Source organism: Streptomyces sp. HUAS MG91 (genome assembly GCF_040529335.1).
GTDB lineage: Bacteria > Actinomycetota > Actinomycetes > Streptomycetales > Streptomycetaceae > Streptomyces > Streptomyces tabacisoli.
In genome coordinates, this window is the sequence record NZ_CP159534.1 from 1,561,370 (window position 1) to 1,576,418 (window position 15,049).

Here is a 15,049-nt window from a genome sequence, read left to right on the forward strand (position 1 = left end):
GTCCGCACCATTACGCTCCGCGCAGCACCGCGCCCGCGCTCTCGGCGGCCTGGGCGACCGCGGCGTCGCGGGCGGCGCTGGCCTCCTCGACCGTCAGGGTGCGGTCACCGGCGCGGAAGCGCAGCGCGTACGCGAGGGACTTCTTGCCCTCGCCGAGCTGCTCCGCGTTCTCGTACACGTCGAACAGGCGGATGCCCTCCAGGAGTTCACCGGCGCCGAGGCGCAGGTAGTGCTCCACGGCGGCGGCCGGGACGTCCTTGTCGACGACGAGGGCGACGTCCTGGGTGGCCACCGGGAACGTGGAGATGCGGGGCGCCTCGACGGCACCGTCGCTCGCCCGCTCCAGGAGGTCCAGGTCGAGCTCCATCGCGCTGGTGCGGGCCGGCAGTCCGAGCGCCTTGACGGCGCGCGGGTGCAGCTCACCGGCGTGACCGGCAAGGGTCTTGACCCCGTCGATGATCACGTACAGCGCGGCGCAGCGGCCCGGATGCCACGGCTCGTGCTGGTCCTGGTCGACGGCGAGCTCGACATTGGCCTCGCGGGCGACGACCCGGGCGGCCTCGACGGCGTCGGCCCAGGTCGACGGGTGGCCCTTGCCCCACCAGCCGGCCTGCTCGCGGGCGCCCGCGAGGACGACGGCGACGCGGCGCGGCTGGGCCGGCAGCGCGCTGGTCAGCTCGGCGACCTCCGCGTCCGTGGGGCGGCGGTCGACGGGCAGCCGGACGGCCTTGTGCTCGTCGCCGGTCGGCCGGAAGACCAGGCCGGTCTCGAAGAGCGCCAGGTCGTGGCTGCCGCGTCCGTCGTTGCGGCGCAGCGCACCGAGCAGGCCCGGCAGCAGCGTCGTACGGAGCGAGGGCTCCTCGTCGGAGAGCGGGTTGACCAGCTCGACGGTGGTCCGGCGCGGGTCGTCGGCGGCGAGGCCCAGCTGGTCGAGGACGGCCTGCCCGATGAACGGGTAGTTCAGGGCCTCGACGTAGCCGTTACCGGCGAGCGCGCGGCCGACGCGGCGGTGCAGCCGCTGCCGCTCGGTCAGTCCTCGGCCCGCCGGGGGCTTCGGCAGGGTCGAGGGCAGGTTCTCGTAGCCCTCGAGCCGGATGACCTCTTCGGCAAGGTCGTTCGGGTCGGTCAGGTCGGGGCGCCAGGACGGCACCGAGACGACCAGCTCGTCCTGCCCGTAGACGTCGCAGCCGACCTGCTGGAGGCGGCGCACGACGGTCTCCCGGCCGTAGGCCACGCCCGCGACCTTGTCCGGGTGGTCGGCCGGGATGGTGAGGGTGCGCGGGGCGCCCGGGGCGATGACCTCGGTGACGCCCTCCTCGGCGGTGCCGCCCGCGAGCAGCACCAGCAGGTCGACGACGCGCTGGGCGGCGGCCGACGTGGCCTGCGGGTCGACGCCGCGCTCGAAGCGCTTGGCGGCCTCGGAGGACAGCTTGTGGCGGCGCGCGGCGCGGGCGATCGTGATCGCGTCGAAGTGCGCGGCCTCGATGACGACGTCGGTGGTCCCGGCGCCCTCAGCGTTGTCGGAGGGGTCACCGATCTCGGTGTTGGCACCGCCCATGACACCGGCGAGGCCGATCGGCCCGCGGTCGTCGACGATGACCAGGTCCTCGGCGTCGAGCGTGCGCTTGGCACCGTCGAGGGTGGTGAGCTTCTCGCCCTGCTCGGCGCGGCGCACGCCGATCGTGCCCTGGACGAGGGAGCGGTCGTACGCGTGCAGGGGCTGGCCCAGCTCCAGCATCACGTAGTTCGTGACGTCCACGGCGAGCGAGATCGGCCGCATGCCGGCCTTCTGCAGCCGGCGCTGGAGCCAGATCGGCGAGCGGGCCTCGGGGTGCAGACCGGTGACGGTGCGCGCGGTGAAGCGGTCGCAGGCGATCGGGTCGGCGACCTTGACCGGGTAGCCGTGCGCGTTCGGCGCGGGCACGTCGAGGAGGGCCGGGTCGCGCAGCGGCAGGCCGTAGGCGATGGCGGTCTCGCGGGCGATGCCGCGCATCGACAGGCAGTAGCCGCGGTCGGGCGTGACGGCGATGTCCAGGACCTCGTCCACCAGCTCCAGGAGCTCGATGGCGTCGGTGCCGGCCTCGTGCTCGGGCGGCAGCACGATGATGCCGTGCGTGCCGTCGTCACCCATGCCGAGCTCGTCGGTGGAGCAGATCATGCCGTGCGAGGTCTTGCCGTACGTCTTGCGCGCGGCGATCGCGAAGCCGCCGGGCAGCTCGGCGCCGGGCAGCACGACGACGACCTTGTCGCCGACCGCGAAGTTCCGGGCGCCGCAGACGATCTCCTGCGGCTCGCCCGTGCCGTTGGCGGTGCCGACGTCGACGGTGCAGAACCGGATCGGCTTCTTGAAGCCCTCCAGCTCCTCGATGGTCAGCACCTGGCCGACGACAAGGGGGCCCTTGAGGTCGGCGCCGAGCTGCTCGACGGTCTCGACCTCGAGCCCGACGCCGACCAGCTTGGCCTGCACGTCACGGCCGGTCTCGGTGGCGGGGAGATCGACGTACTCCCGCAGCCAGGAAAGCGGGACCCGCATCAGATCTCCATCCCGAACGGCCGGGTGAACCGGATGTCACCCTCGACCATGTCTCGCATGTCTTCGACGTTGTGGCGGAACATCAGCATTCGCTCGATGCCGAACCCGAAGGCGAATCCGCTGTACTTCTCGGGGTCGACGCCGCACGCGGTCAGCACGCGCGGGTTGACCATGCCGCAGCCGCCCAGCTCGATCCAGCCCTCGCTGCCGCAGGTGCGGCACGGCCGGTCCGGGTTGCCGACGGACTCGCCGCGGCACACGTAACAGACCATGTCCATCTCGGCGGACGGCTCGGTGAACGGGAAGTAGTTCGGGCGCAGCCGGGTCTTCATGCCGTCGCCGAAGAGCGCCTGGACCATGTGGTCGAGGGTGCCCTTCAGGTCGGCCATGGTCAGGCCCTCGTCCACGGCGAGCAGCTCGATCTGGTGGAAGACCGGGGTGTGCGTGGCGTCCAGCTCGTCGGTGCGGTAGACGCGGCCGGGGCAGACCACGTAGACCGGCGGCTCCCGGTCGAGCAGCGAGCGGGCCTGCACCGGGGAGGTGTGGGTGCGCAGCACGACGCCGGACTCGTCGCCGACGGTCTTCTCACGGCCCTCGGGACCGGCGACGAAGAAGGTGTCCTGCATCTGCCGCGCCGGGTGGTCCGGCGTGAAGTTCAGGGCGTCGAAGTTGAACCACTCCGCCTCGACCTCGGGGCCCTCGGCGATCTCGTATCCCATGGACACGAAGACGTCCGCGACGCGCTCCATCATGGTCGTCAGCGGGTGGCGGGCGCCGGCGGGCGTGCGGTCGTAGGGCAGCGTGACGTCCACGGCCTCCTCGACCAGGACGCGCGCGTCGCGCTCGGCCTCCAGCTCCTCCTGGCGGGCGGCGAGGCCCCGGCCGACGGCGGCGCGGGCCTGGCCGACGAGCTTGCCGGCCGCGGCCTTGGCCTGCGGCGGCAGCGCGCCGATCTCCCGGTTCGCGAGCGACAGCGGCGACGTGCCGCCGGTGTGCGCGACCTTCGCCTCCTGAAGCGCGTCGAGCGAGTCCGCGGCGGCGAAGGCGGCGAGCGCCTCGTCCCGGACGCGCTCGATCTCTTCCGGTTTCAGTGCCTCGACCTCGACAGGGTCGTACGACTTGTTCGGTGCCGACATCTCTTCCCGTGCTTCCGATTGGCTGGCTGATGGGTCCCGCAGACGCGTTCGACGGCCGTCTCGTGGCAGGGACGCAAACGTGCCAAAGGACGAGTCTAACGGGGGTGAGGTGGGTGACTGCGCCCGTGGGGCCCTGCGCTCAGCTGGTGAGATACGCGGGCGTCGCCACGGGCAACATAAATCGGAACTCGGCGCCGCCGCCGGGGGCGCGCCCGACCGTGATGGTGCCGCCGTGGGCTTCGACGATGCCCTTCACGATGTAGAGCCCCAGACCGGTGCCGCCGCGCTTGCTGCCCCGCCAGAAGCGGGTGAAGACGCGGTTCATGGACTCCTCCGGGATGCCGGGGCCCTCGTCGCTCACGGTGACCGAGGTGCCTGCGGGCGCGGGCTCGATGTCCATGGTGACGGTTCCCTCCCCGTGCCGCACGGCGTTTTCCAGCAGGTTGCTGAGCACCTGGTCGACCTTGTCCGGATCCGCCCAGAGGTCGGGCAGCGGCCGGGTGACCCGGAGCAGGAACCGGTCGGCGGCCTGACCGGCGGCGACATGGGCCTGGATGTGCCGGGAGACGGCGGCGGCGATGTCGACGGGCTGCCGGCGCAGTTCGAGCCGTCCGGAGTCGATCCGGGAGATGTCGAGCAGTTCGGCGATCAGCCGTGTCACCCGGTTGGCGTCGGCGTCGACGGTCTCCAGCATCAGCCGCTTCTGTTCGTCGGTGAACCGTTCCCACTTCGCGAGGAGGGTGGCGGTGAACCCCTTGACGGAGGTGAGCGGCGAGCGCAGTTCGTGCGCGACGGTGGCGATCAGCTCGGCGTGGCTGCGCTCGGTGCGGCGCCGGGCCTCGGTGTCGCGGATCGAGACGACGACGCGGCGCACGGGCCCGGTGGGCCTGCCCCGCACATAGCGGGCGGTGACCAGGACCTCCCGGCCGCCGGGCAGCAGCAGATTGCGCTCGGGCTGGCCGATCCGGGTGGCGAGGCCGCCGTAGGGGTCGGTCAGCTGCCACCAGCGCCGGCCCTCCAGGTCCTCCAGGGGCAGCGCGCGCTCCAGCGGCGAGCCGATGGCCCGCGCCCGGGACACGGCGGTGATCCGCTCCGCCGCCGTGTTGAAGCAGACGACACGGCCGCTCTCGTCGGCGACGACGAGTCCGTCGGCCAGATCGTCGGGGTGCACGTCGAGGCTGCCGAGGACAGCGGAATCGTCCCGGCCGCTTCGGGGCGCGGCCGGTCCCCACCGTCCCCGCGCTCCTCGCGAGCCGCTCGTGCCGACGACGCTCATCTCCCCGTATCCCACCTCTCGTCCCCATCCAGGAGCAGGCCCGAGGTGGTCACCCTACTAGCTGGCCGTGACGGAACGGCACCCTCCGGAGGCACGCTGTGCGCGGGCGGAGGCGTACAGGCACACCGCGGCGGCCGTCGCGAGGTTGAGGCTCTCGGCCTTGCCGTGGATGGGGACGCGCACGACGGCGTCGGCGAGCGCGCGGGTCTCCTCGGGCAGTCCCCACGCCTCGTTGCCGAAGACCCAGGCGGTCGGGGTGCCCATGGTGCCCTGGTCGAGCTCGTCGTCCAGGTCGTTCTCGCCCGCGCCGTCGGCGGCGAGGATGCGCACGCCCGCGTCCTTGAGCCCGGCGACGGCCTGCTCGACGGGGACACCCACGGCGACCGGCAGGTGGAACAGCGAGCCGACCGAGGCCCGTACGGCCTTCGGGTTGTACAGGTCCACGGAGGCGTCGGTGAGGATCACGGCCTCGGCGCCCGCCGCGTCGGCGCAGCGCAGGACGGTTCCGGCGTTGCCGGGGTCGCGTACGTGGGCCAGTACGGCGACCAGCTTGGGGCGCGTGGCGAGGATCTCCTCGAAGGGGGTGTCCAGGAAGCGGCAGACTCCGACGAGGCCCTGCGGGGTCACGGTCGTCGAGATGTCGGCGATGACGCTCTCGTGGGCGAGGTGCACTCCGGCCCCGGCCTGCCGGGCCTCCCCCACGATGTCGGCGTAGCGCTCCGCGGCCTCGACGGTCGCGAACATCTCCACGAGCCCGCCGTGCGCGGCCGCCTCCCGCACGGCCTGCGGCCCCTCGGCGAGAAACAGCCGCTCCTTGCTCCGGAAGTTCCGCTTGCCCAGCCGCCGGGCGGCCGAGACACGGGACGACTTGGGAGAGATCAGCTCGGGGGCAGCAACCATGAAGACTCACCTGGGAGAGGCGCCCCCGAAGGGGCGCGGGGAACTGCGCGACCAGCCACAGCCGACGCGCACACGGCACACAACAGACGATGGCAGACGCAATCGGACCCGCAGGCCAGATGGCCTGCGGGTCCGAAGCACGGCTCAACCCGAACCTCAGGCGGCAGCCTTCGGCGCGTTGACGTCAGCCGGAAGCGCCTTCTGCGCGACCTCGACCAGCGCGGCGAACGCGTTGATGTCGTTGACGGCCAGCTCGGCGAGGATCTTGCGGTCCACCTCGATGTTGGCGGCCTTCAGACCCTGGATGAGGCGGTTGTACGTCATGCCGTTCTGGCGGGCAGCGGCGTTGATGCGCTGGATCCACAGCTGACGGAAGTCGCCCTTGCGCTTCTTGCGGTCGTTGTAGTTGTAGACCAGGGAGTGGGTGACCTGCTCCTTGGCCTTGCGGTACAGACGCGAACGCTGACCGCGGTAGCCGCTGGCCTGCTCGAGGATCGCCCGACGCTTCTTGTGCGCGTTCACCGCGCGCTTGACGCGTGCCACTTTGTAACTCCTTGTAGCGGGGCCGGGGTTGTCGTCACCCGGCCCGAATTCGAATAGGTCCCGGTCAGTCGATGCTCAGGGTGCGGGGCACCCGGGCATCACTTGCCGAGAAGCTTCTTGATCTTCTTGGCGTCGCCCGGGGCCATCTCGGCGTTGCCGGTGAGGCGACGCGTCAGGCGCGACGACTTGTGCTCGAGCAGGTGGCGCTTGCCGGCGCGCTCACGGAGCACCTTGCCGGAGCCGGTGACCTTGAAGCGCTTGCTGGCACCGCTGTGCGACTTGTTCTTCGGCATAGCGCCGTTCTCTCCTCGTCAGTGGCGTTCCCGGCCGGTCCGTGCCATGGGCGCGAACCGGCCGCGGGGGAACGTCAGTTGTGTCAGTTGGGTATCCGGGGCACACAGGCGGTGTGCCGACGGATCATGCCTCGGCCGGAGCCTCGGCGGGGGCCTCGGCCACGTCCTCGGAAGACTGCTCCTCGGCGGCGTTCTGCGACTTGCCGGGGTTGGCCTTCGCGTCGGCCTTGCGGGCGGCCTGCGCCTCGCGGGCCTCGGCCATGGCCTCGGTCTTCTTCTTGTGCGGGCCGAGAACCATGATCATGTTCCGGCCGTCCTGCTTCGGGTTCGACTCGACGAAACCGAGGTCCTCGACGTCGTTGGCAAGGCGCTGCAGCAGTCGGTAGCCGAGCTCCGGCCGGGACTGCTCACGACCACGGAACATGATCGTGATCTTGACCTTGTCACCCTGCTTGAGGAACCGGACGACGTGACCCTTCTTGGTGTCATAGTCGTGCGGGTCGATCTTCGGCCGGAGCTTCATCTCCTTGATGACCGTGTGCGCCTGGTTCTTGCGCGCCTCACGGGCCTTCATGGCCGACTCGTACTTGAACTTCCCGTAGTCCATGAGCTTGCAGACGGGCGGACGGGCGTTCGCCGCCACCTCGACCAGGTCGAGGTCGTACTCCTGAGCAAGCTCAAGGGCCTTGGCAAGCGGAACAATCCCGACCTGCTCGCCGCTGGGACCGACAAGTCGCACTTCGGGAACGCGAATCCGGTCGTTGATGCGGGGCTCGGCGCTGATGGATCCTCCTCGGTAGCACCACACGACGGCCTGGCGGACCGCCGCGTAACGTCTGTTACGTAAGTACCAACCGCGTCGAAGCACAAAAAATGCCCCGGACGGTACACACGGGGGGCTCCAAGAACTACCGGAGCACCGCCACGGTGAACCGCGGGGCGCGCTGTCGGACGGTTCCATCGTCCGTACGGAACGATGGGGACCGTCTGACCGGTGACCCGCCGCCCTCAACGGGCAGCCAGGTGGGAGATCGGAGCCTCCACTTGTGGGCCGGAGCACGCATGTGTCCGGCCGGTCGTTACACAAGGTTAGCAGCTCTTGGGGGGTGCGCCCAACCGAGTGGGCGGCGGCTTATCGTGGGGCCCATGAGTGACGCCATCCCCGCAGCCCTTCCGGCTGATTCCCCCGAGTCCCCCGATTACGACGCGTTGACCCGCGACATCGCCGAGGTGCCCGCCGTCGAGGTCATCGTGACGGTGGCGGTCAACCTGATGAGCGCCGCCGCGGTGAAGCTGGGCCTCACCGAGGAGGGCGACGCCCACAAGGACCTGGACGAGGCGCGCAAGCTCATCCACGCCCTCGCCGGGCTGCTCGACGGCAGCGCGACCGAGATCTCGTCCTTCCACGCGGCGCCGCTGCGGGACGGTCTGAAGTCGCTGCAGCTGGCGTTCCGCGAGGCGTCGATCGTGCCGGACGAGCCCGGTCAGGGCCCCGGCGAGAAGTACACGGGCGCCGTCTACGGCTAGGCCGCGTCTCAGTCACGTACGTACAAGGGCTCGCCCGCGAGGGACGCCCCGGCCGGCAGCAGTGCCAGGTCGAGGCCCCTCGTGAGGCGGGCCCTCAGTGTCTCGTCGGCGGCGATGGCGGCGGCCACCGCCCGCGCCGCGCTCTGTACGTCGGCGTCCGGGTCCAGGACCAGGGCGAGCGTGCCGTCCGCCTGGCCCGGGCCGAGGTGGGCGCGGGCCACCGCGGGCTGGGCCGCGACCGCCGCGCGCACCGCGTCCCGGACCGCCGGGTCGGCCAGTGGGTCCGCGGTCGTCCGGCCCTCGGCCAGCGCGTACAGGGCGGAGCCCGTCAGCTCGTAGGTCACCGGGCCCGCGAGGTCGAGGACGACGGTGTCGGCCTTCTCGTGGGCGGCTGCCTGGAGCGCCTGGTGCAGGGGGACGGCGACGGGCCGGGCCTCGGGGTCCCACAGGGCCAGTGACGCGGTGGAGGTGAAGGCGGGGAGCGCGGTGCGGCTGCCCGCCTTCAGCGTCGGGACCGCCATGTCGCTGGTCTTCTCGCGGCGCAGGCCGTTCTCGTCCTCCTCGACCTCGCCGAGCACGGCGACGACGGGCACCAGGAGCCGGGCGCCCTTGAGGGCCTCCAGGACCGGGCCGTGCGCGGTCCTGTCCTTCGACCAGGCGGCCAGCGCCTCGGCCAGGCGCGGGTCGGCCGAGCCGTCGTCGTCGGAGAAGCCGGGGTCGGGAATGTTCTTGTTCGCCACGTTCACCGACCCTACCGAGGACGCGGCCCCGGGTTCTCAGCGGACCCTGGGCCGGGCCTCATGGTCCCCACAGGAGCGCGGCCGAGCATCGGCCCCATGTCTCCCGCTTCCCGCCGCAGGCCCCTGCTGCACACGGCCGTCGCCTCCGCGGTGCTCCTGAGCGGCAGCGCCGCCACTACGGTCTACGTGAAGGCGCAGGCGCACGACGCGACCGCGCCGGTGTCGCAGACGTCCGCCGCCGAAGGAGGCTCCCCTGTGCCGTCGCCCTCGCCCTCCGTCGACCGGGACGCCCGGCTCGCCGAGGCCCTCGACGGGCTGGAGGGGTCCTACTCCGTCGCCGTCCTCGACGCGGCGGCCGGCACCTCGGCCGCGTACGCCACCGACGCCGGAGCGACGTACGACACCGCGAGCATCGTGAAGGTCGACGTGCTGGCCGCGCTGCTGCTCCGGGCGCAGGACGACGGCCGGCCGCTGACCGCCCAGGAGCGGGCCCACGCGGCCGCGATGATCCGGAGCAGCGACAACTCCGCGACCACCGCGCTGTGGGACACGATCGGCGGTGCGGACGGGCTCGACGCCGCCAACGAACGGTTCGGGCTGACCGGGACCACCGGCGGCGCCGGGCCGCTGTGGGGGCTGACCCAGACCACGGCGGCCGATCAACTGGTGCTGCTCCAGCAGGTGTTCGGCACCGACGGCGACTCCGTGCTGGACGCGGACGCACGCGCGTACGTCCAGGGGCTGATGGAGAACGTCGAGTCCGATCAGCGGTGGGGCGTCTCGGCGGCGGGCGGTGACGGGCTCGCGCTGAAGAACGGGTGGCTGCGGCGGAGCACCACGGAGCTGTGGGACATCAACAGCGTCGGGCGGGTGACCGTCGGCGGGAGGCGGTACCTGATCGCCGTGGTCTCCGCGGGGAACGCCACCAAGGACGCCGGGATCGCGCTCGTGGAGGCCGTGGCGAGGGCCGCGGTGCCGGTGCTCAGCGGCGACGACGCGTGAGGCGGTGGCTGCGCCACAGGTAGACCGCGGCGCCCAGCAGCACGACGCCGAGGCCGCCCGCGACCAGGCCCACCCAGGTGGCCTGGCCGGTGTCGTCGGGGTCGGCGGGGCCCGTGCCGAAGTACTGCTTGCCGTACGCGGCCGACGCGAGACCCTCGGGCTTCAGCTTCCGCGCCGCGGTGATGGCCGCCGCCGGGTCGATCATGCCGAAGCCGCGCGAGTCGTCGCGGCCGCCGGAGGGCGGGTCCTGGGCGGTGTCCTCGACGAGCTTCTTGATCTGGGCCGGGCTCAGGCCGGGGTGCGCGGCGCGGATCAGCGCGACGGCGCCGGAAACGAACGCCGACGCGGCGCTGGTGCCCCAGGCCGCGTAGTACTTGCGGTCGGGGTCGGGGGTGACGATGCCGCGGCCGGGCGCGGCGACCGTGGCGTACCAGCGGCGGGTGGAGAACGAGGCGCGCGAGCCGGTCGAGTCGACGGCCGTGGCGGAGATGACGCCGGGGTAGGCGGCCGGGTAGGAGATGTGGTCGCCCTTCTCGCCGCCGTTGCCCGCGGAGGCGACGACGGAGACGCCCTTCCTCAGCGCGTACTGGATGGCGTTGTCCTCGCCGGCCTCCGCGTGGGCGGTGGACGAGTCGTCGCCGAGCGAGAGGTTGATGACGTCGGCGCCGTGGTCGGCGGCCCAGCGGATGCCGTCGGCCAGCGCGTCGCCGCGGCTCTCGCGGGCCTTGGCGCGGGACGGGTCGCCGTCCTCCAGGATCACGCGGACCGGCAGGATCGTGGCCTCGGGCGCCACGCCCATGACCCCGTCGTCCTGGTCCTTGCCGTGGCCGTGTCCCGCGATGACACCGGCGATGGCGGTGCCGTGGCGGGCCCAGGGTCGGTCACCGCGCTGCGCGCCGAAGCCGATGAGGTCCTTGCCGGCGGCGACGTTGCCCTTGAGGTCCGGGTGCTGGTCGTCGACGCCGGTGTCCAGGACGGCGACGGTGATGCCCTTGCCCTTGGTGGTGCGCCACACCTCCTGGGTGTGCAGGGCGTTCAGGCCCCATTGCTGGGCGCGGACGGAGTCGGCGTGCGCGGCGGTGGCGGGGACCAGGGCGAGGGCCGCCGCCGTGGTGAGGGCGGCGAGGGTGCGGCGGCGGTTCATGACGGCTGCTCCGTGGACTGCTTCTGGACCGCTTTGCGCAGGCCGCGTTCTATCCGGTCGGCGATGCCCTGCGCCTCGTTGCCCAGACCCGCCTGGGCGGGGGCCGTGGTGGAGCCCGCCTTCATGGCCTCGGCGGCGGGCTGCGGTTCGGAGACGGTGCGGCCGTCGGCGAAGCCGGAGACCGCGTAGACCACGACCGGGGCGTCGGTCAGCACGTTGAGGGTCCAGGAGGCGCGCTGGGCGTCGCCGAAGTCCGCGGCGGCGGTGCCCTGGGCGGGGTACGGGCGCGGCATGAGGTCGGCGCGGCGGTCGAGGCCCTGCTCGGTGAAGCGGGTGCGCAGCGCCTGGGTCGCCTCCTGGTCGGCCTTGGTGAACAGCAGGCCGACGGTGGTGACGTTGCTCTGGGTGGCGTCCGTGTACGTGGCGCGCAGCAGCCGTAGACAGCCGACGGAGCTCAGCGCCTTGTGCAGGAGCGGGTCGAAGGCCTTGGCGCAGGTGGTGTCGGGGGCCACGGCGATCCGCGTCCAGGTGCGGTCGGCTCCGCCGGGACCCGCGCCCTCGCCCTTCAGGGTGCGCGGGAAGAGCTGATCGACGGGGATGCTGTGCCACAGCTCGCCCGCCCGGGTGTAGGCGCTGTGCGCGGAGAGGGTGCCGTCGCCGTCCTCGCCGGTGAGCAGCGAGCCGGTGGCGGCGCCGCCGATGAGGCCGAGGCCGAGCACCAGGCAGGCCGCGGCCGCGGCGACGCGCGGGGCGAGGCGGGCGCCGATGGGGCGCAGCCTGGTGGTGCGGTCGTCGTAGTGCTCGGGGGGCGCGAACCGGACGAAGGGCCTGCCGGCCGTGCCCGGTACGGGGGTGAGGTCGACGCTGCCGATGGGTCTGCGCGGGGGCGCCGCCGGCGGGGGCACGGGGGGCCGCGGGGGTGCGGGTGGGACCGGGCGCAGGCGGGTGGTCGTCTCGGTGATCAGGGCGGCCGGGATCTCCGGGGGGAGGGGGCCCGGGTGCGGGGGCGCGCCGCTGGGGGTGCGGTGGGTGGGAGCGGGTACGGGTGCGTTGTGGCTGGTCGCGCCGTTCCCCGCGCCCCTGGCGGGGCTCGCCGCGCCGGGCGGGGGTGTGTCCGGGAAGCGGGCCGACGGGATCGGTGGAGGGGGCGGCGGCAACGGGGGGACCTCGGGCGGGAGTTCGGCCCCGGCGGCCTGCGCGGGGCGTGGTGGAACCTCGGGGCGCGGTGGCACTGAGGGGCGCGGAGGGACGCGTCCGGCTTCCGTACTCATGCCTCCCCGTTTCCTCAGCCTGCGTGCGCGTCACTCTAACGGGCGGAACCGGGGACGGCAGGACGCAGTCGGCACACCCGGCCGATCTGCCCGGAACATCCCCCTACCCTGCGGTAATCGAGTCTGGCAGGCTTCGGACATGACACCCCGTGCAGCCGACCGCGCCCGCTTCGACCGGGCCACCGCCCACCTCGACGCCCCCGTGGCGATCGTCGACCTGGACGCCTTCGACGCGAACGCAGCCGATCTGGTGCGGCGCGCGGCGGGCAAGCCGATCCGGGTGGCCAGCAAGTCCGTGCGCTGCCGCGCCCTGCTCGAACGGGTGCTGGCGCGCGAGGGGTTCGCCGGCATCATGTCGTTCACGCTGGCCGAGTCGGTGTGGCTGGCGCGGTCGGGCTTCGAGGACGTGCTGCTCGCCTATCCGTCGGCGGACCGCGCCGGGTTCGCGGAGCTGGCGCACGACCCGAAGCTGGCCGCCGCGGTGACCGTGATGATCGACGATCCCGCGCAGCTGCGGCTGATCGACGAGGCGCGGGACGGCGGCCGCGAGGAGATCCGGGTCTGCCTCGAACTGGACACGTCGCTCCGGGCGCTGGGCGGCCGGGTGCGGATCGGCGCCCTGCGCTCACCGCTGCGCACGCCGTCCCAACTCGCCGATCTGGCCCGGGTCGTGGCCCGGCGGCCGGGGTTCCGGCTGGTGGGGATCATGGCGTACGAGGGTCATGTGGCCGGGGTCGGCGACTCGGTGGCGGGGCGGCCGGTGCGGTCCCGGGCCATCCGGCTGATGCAGCGGGCGGCGCGGCGGGAGCTGGCGGCGCGGCGCGACGCGGTGGTGCGCGCGGTGCGGGCGGTGGCGCCGGACCTGGAATTCGTCAACGGCGGCGGCACGGGCAGTGTGCAGCACACGGCGGCCGAGGACGCCGTCACCGAGATCGCGGCGGGTTCGGGGCTGTACGTGCCGCGGCTCTTCGACAACTACACGTCGTTCAGCGGGCGTCCGGCCGCGCTGTTCGCCCAGCCGGTGGTGCGCAGGCCCGGGGTCGGTGTGGTCACCGTGCTCGGCGGCGGCTATCCGGCGTCGGGCGCGGCGGGCCCGGACCGGCTGCCGGTGCCGTATCTGCCGGAGGGGCTGCGCTACGACGGCCAGGAGGGGCCGGGCGAGGTGCAGACGCCGCTGCTCGGTTCCGCCGCCGACGATCTGCTGATCGGCGACAAGGTGTGGTTCCGGCACGCGAAGGCCGGGGAGCTGTGCGAGCGGTTCGAGGTGCTGCACCTGGTGTCCGGGGACACCGTGACGGAGACGGTGCCGACGTACCGCGGTGAGGGCTACACGTTCCTGTGAGCGGTCGGGGCCGCGGCGCACCGGCCGCGGCCCCGGGGACGCCCTAGGAGACGGTGTCCGCCTGGTCCGGCACGATCGAGCCGTCGTCGCGCAGGAGCGGGCCGAAGCCGCCCTCCGGCTTGTTGTACGCGGCCGTCGAGCACGGGTACGTGCCGGCCTTCGGCGGCAGCGGCTCGATGAACATGGGGTTGGCGACCCAGCGTCCGTCGGCGTTGTCGTAGGCCCGGCACATGATCTCGTTCTTGTTCCGGTTGAGCACGAGGTGGGCGCCGGTGGCGTCGCCGACGAAGGTCACGTCGGTGTCGGCGTCACCGCCGCCGAGGGCGATGCGCTTGCCCCGACTCTGCTTCTCCCAGGCGGCCTTGCCCTTGATCCCGTAGATGTCCTGGTTGATCCAGCAGCGCTTGCCGTCGATGTACGGGATGGCCTCGCCCTGGGTGCGGCCGGTGCCGCCGCAGCCCTCGTTGTACGGGGTGATGCGGCCCTTGCGGTCGAGCACCGAGCGGATGGCGATGGTGTGTTCGCGGTCGATGCCGACGCCCCGTGACCACACCTCGGTGACCGGCTCGGAACCGGCGGACACGATGTAGACGTCGAAGCCGGCCTTCTGGAGCGTACGGATGAGGTCGCGCTGCTGGTCGTAGTAGCGGACGTAGCCGGGAATGGTGTGCGTGCCCAGCTTCTGGGTCGCGCCGACGGGCGCGGCGAGGGCCTCCTTGCGGGCGGCGGCCGCGTACGACTCCAACTCGGGCACCGTGTGACCGGCGAACAGCTGGGGCACCCAGGCGTACTGGGGCACCGTCCAGCGGTGGTTCCAGTCGCCCGCGAAGGCCGCGGCGCCGCTCATGGTCCTGCCGGACTCGCGGATGTTGAAGATCTCGTCCGTGCAGTCGGTGTCCTTGGACGTGGGCAGGGGCGAGCCCACGGGGACGGCGGTGCCGCAGGCGGCGGTGAGCGCCTTGTCGGCGTCGTCGGTCAGCCACTTGCTGGTCTTCTTCCAGCTCGCGGGGCGCAGGATCTTGTCGTGCTTGAGGGACCAGGCGATGGTGGCGTCGGTGACGTCGTTCTTGGAGACGGTGTTGTCCCAGTCGAACGCGGCGACCGGGCGGGGGCCGTGGTGGCCCGCGCAGGTGCCGCGTTCGTCGATCATTTTCTGGAGTCGGGCCCGGTTCTGGCCGTACCACGGCAGCTTCTTCGAGAGCTGCGGGCAGGAGCGGCCCGACGGGGTGGGAGCGGACGTGGCGGCGGCCGCAGGAGAGACGAGAGCCGTGGCCACCAGGGCGGTGACCACGGCCGAAGTCCACGCGGAAACATTTCTGTTACGCATGCCCGGTGACCGTAC

14 protein-coding genes are annotated in these 15,049 nt (G+C 72.6%); 3 read left to right on the forward strand and 11 right to left on the reverse strand.

The features are described 5' to 3' along the window. Window positions 1–10: 10 nt before the first annotated feature. The 7 genes from pheT to infC all read right to left on the reverse strand — a co-directional run bounded on the left by pheT (window position 11) and on the right by infC (window position 7,489). Entirely contained in the window at window positions 11–2,533 is a 2,523-nt protein-coding gene (gene pheT / locus ABII15_RS07290; protein WP_353941444.1) for a phenylalanine--tRNA ligase subunit beta, read from the reverse strand. Next, window positions 2,533–3,669: a phenylalanine--tRNA ligase subunit alpha gene (gene pheS / locus ABII15_RS07295; protein WP_353941445.1), complete on the reverse strand. Its 1,137-nt coding sequence runs from the start codon at window positions 3,667–3,669 to the stop codon at window positions 2,533–2,535. Before pheS ends, pheT begins: the two co-directional genes overlap by 1 nt. A 139-nt stretch (window positions 3,670–3,808) precedes the next feature. After that, window positions 3,809–4,945, reverse strand: a complete 1,137-nt coding sequence (locus ABII15_RS07300; RefSeq protein ID WP_353941446.1) for an ATP-binding protein — start codon at window positions 4,943–4,945, stop codon at window positions 3,809–3,811. A 57-nt stretch (window positions 4,946–5,002) separates the two neighbouring features. After that, window positions 5,003–5,845, reverse strand: a complete 843-nt coding sequence (locus ABII15_RS07305; protein ID WP_353941447.1) for an RNA methyltransferase — start codon at window positions 5,843–5,845, stop codon at window positions 5,003–5,005. Between the two features lie 156 nt (window positions 5,846–6,001). Then, window positions 6,002–6,388 carry a 50S ribosomal protein L20 gene (gene rplT, locus ABII15_RS07310; RefSeq protein WP_030493496.1) on the reverse strand — a complete coding sequence of 129 codons (387 nt, stop codon included), beginning with the start codon at window positions 6,386–6,388 and terminating at the stop codon, window positions 6,002–6,004. Between the two features lie 98 nt (window positions 6,389–6,486). After that, window positions 6,487–6,681: a 50S ribosomal protein L35 gene (gene rpmI, locus ABII15_RS07315; RefSeq protein ID WP_007829094.1), complete on the reverse strand. Its 195-nt coding sequence runs from the start codon at window positions 6,679–6,681 to the stop codon at window positions 6,487–6,489. A 124-nt stretch (window positions 6,682–6,805) separates the two neighbouring features. Continuing rightward, window positions 6,806–7,489, reverse strand: coding sequence for a translation initiation factor IF-3 (gene infC / locus ABII15_RS07320; protein ID WP_353946985.1), 684 nt, complete (start codon window positions 7,487–7,489; stop codon window positions 6,806–6,808). 338 nt (window positions 7,490–7,827) lie between these two features. On the opposite strand from infC, the gene ABII15_RS07325 reads away from it, so the two are divergent. Then, window positions 7,828–8,208, forward strand: a complete 381-nt coding sequence (locus ABII15_RS07325) for a DUF1844 domain-containing protein (protein WP_353941448.1) — start codon at window positions 7,828–7,830, stop codon at window positions 8,206–8,208. 8 nt (window positions 8,209–8,216) lie between these two features. On the opposite strand, the gene ABII15_RS07330 is transcribed toward ABII15_RS07325, so the two are convergent. Continuing rightward, on the reverse strand, window positions 8,217–8,948 hold the full coding sequence (locus tag ABII15_RS07330; protein ID WP_353941449.1) for an SseB family protein: 732 nt from the start codon (window positions 8,946–8,948) through the stop codon (window positions 8,217–8,219). Window positions 8,949–9,044: 96 nt separating this feature from the next. Between ABII15_RS07330 and ABII15_RS07335 the strand changes: the two genes are divergently transcribed. Next, a complete protein-coding gene (locus ABII15_RS07335; protein WP_353941450.1) occupies window positions 9,045–9,950 on the forward strand; it encodes a serine hydrolase in 906 nt (301 codons plus the stop codon). On the opposite strand, the gene mycP is transcribed toward ABII15_RS07335, so the two are convergent. Both mycP and ABII15_RS07345 read right to left on the reverse strand, forming a co-directional pair. Next, the gene (mycP, locus tag ABII15_RS07340) at window positions 9,931–11,094 is read right to left on the reverse strand and encodes a type VII secretion-associated serine protease mycosin (RefSeq protein WP_353941451.1); all 1,164 of its coding nucleotides are present in this window, start codon (window positions 11,092–11,094) and stop codon (window positions 9,931–9,933) included. The genes ABII15_RS07335 and mycP overlap by 20 nt on opposite strands. Continuing rightward, the gene (locus tag ABII15_RS07345) at window positions 11,091–12,365 is read right to left on the reverse strand and encodes a hypothetical protein (protein ID WP_353941452.1); all 1,275 of its coding nucleotides are present in this window, start codon (window positions 12,363–12,365) and stop codon (window positions 11,091–11,093) included. The genes mycP and ABII15_RS07345 overlap by 4 nt, the downstream gene beginning before the upstream one ends. Window positions 12,366–12,504: 139 nt before the next feature. Between ABII15_RS07345 and ABII15_RS07350 the strand changes: the two genes are divergently transcribed. After that, window positions 12,505–13,707, forward strand: coding sequence for an amino acid deaminase/aldolase (locus ABII15_RS07350; RefSeq protein WP_353941453.1), 1,203 nt, complete (start codon window positions 12,505–12,507; stop codon window positions 13,705–13,707). Window positions 13,708–13,750: 43 nt separating this feature from the next. Here the strand turns inward: ABII15_RS07350 and ABII15_RS07355 are convergent, their stop codons facing one another. After that, window positions 13,751–15,034: a haloacid dehalogenase-like hydrolase gene (locus tag ABII15_RS07355; protein WP_353941454.1), complete on the reverse strand. Its 1,284-nt coding sequence runs from the start codon at window positions 15,032–15,034 to the stop codon at window positions 13,751–13,753. Between the last annotated feature and the right edge of the window lie 15 nt (window positions 15,035–15,049).